The following is a 1,297-nucleotide window of genomic DNA, read 5'->3' on the forward strand; positions in this document are numbered from 1 at the left end:
TTGACTACTCCCCGCTCTGAAGAGACGGGGATTCCCCGGTTACCCAGAGAGTTTCCTGTTTCATAGCAGTTGCCTTCAAAGCTAATGCTTATCGGGTCTTACACTCGCTCCGCAGGCTAACACCGATAGACCACCGGCTAATACATTTATCGCAGCATTCACATCTCGATCATGTTCTGCCCCACACTCAGGGCAAACCCAATCCCGAATATTCAATGGCAACTTGTCAACAACATGCCCGCAACAGTGGCACCGCTTGGAACTAGGAAACCAGCGGTCAACTTTGACCAATGTTCTCCCGTACCAATCGGACTTGTACTCAAGCTGCCTGACCAGCTCACCCCAGCTAGCATCACTGATAGCCTGAGCAAGCTTATGGTTTTTCACCATGTTCGACACACACAGATCTTCGATTGCGATGGTTTGGTTTTCTCTCACCAATCGAGTCGTCAGCTTGTGAAGATTATCTTTTCTGGCATCGGCAATCTCAGCATGGACGCGGGCAACCCGCAGCCTTGCTTTATATCGATTATTAGAGCCTTTCAGCTTGCGGCTGAGCGCCTTCTGAGCCTTTCTAAGCTTGCGGAACTTAGCCTTAAACCCCTTGGGGTTTGCAACCTTCTCGCCCGTGCTGAGTGTCAGCAGACTGCTGATGCCCAGATCAATACCGACCTGATTAGAGGATTCCGGCAATGGCTCAATATCCACGTCCACCAACAGAGAGACTGTCCATCTACCCGCAGGCGAGAGCTTCACCGTAATGGTAGAAGGTTCAGCGCCTTGCGGCAGCAACCGGCTCCACCGAATTGGCAAAGCTTCAGCACATTTTGCCAAGTACACCTGACCATCGACGTACTTAAACGCCGACTTGGTGAACTCAGCGCTGCCACCATTCCGCTTCTTTTTGAAGTTCGGATACTTGGCACGGCCTGCCCAAAAATTGCTAAACGCCTTTTGAAGATGGCGCAGACCCTGTTGCAATGGAACGCAGCTAACTTCATTCAAGAACGAAAGGCTTTCGTCTTTCTTCCAGTCAGTCAGCATCGAAGACGTTTCTTTATACCCGACTCGCTCTTGCCTTTCATACCAAGCTTCAGTCCTTGCGGCCAAGGCTCGGTTATAGACCAGACGAGTAGAGCCCATCGTTCTACGAAGCAAGTTTTCTTGCTCAGCAGTGGGATAAAAACGAAACTGAAACGCTCTTTGACTCATGCCTCACATTATAACTCTCATCTTGTGACGGAGGCAAGATGCGGACTAAAAGTCCGGGGTTTCAGACCCACCCCAGGTTGATGAG

Annotated in this window: 1 protein-coding gene; it reads right to left on the minus strand. The window is 50.5% G+C overall.

The genetic code is table 11. The annotated features are described in order from the left end of the window. Window positions 1-81 precede the first annotated feature (81 nt). Window positions 82-1,212: an RNA-guided endonuclease TnpB family protein gene (locus CKL79_RS22415; RefSeq protein ID WP_121971709.1), complete on the minus strand. Its 1,131-nt coding sequence runs from the start codon at window positions 1,210-1,212 to the stop codon at window positions 82-84. Between the last annotated feature and the right edge of the window lie 85 nt (window positions 1,213-1,297).

This window comes from Leptolyngbya sp. BC1307 (genome assembly GCF_002286735.1).
Taxonomy (GTDB): domain Bacteria; phylum Cyanobacteriota; class Cyanobacteriia; order Phormidesmidales; family Phormidesmidaceae; genus Phormidesmis.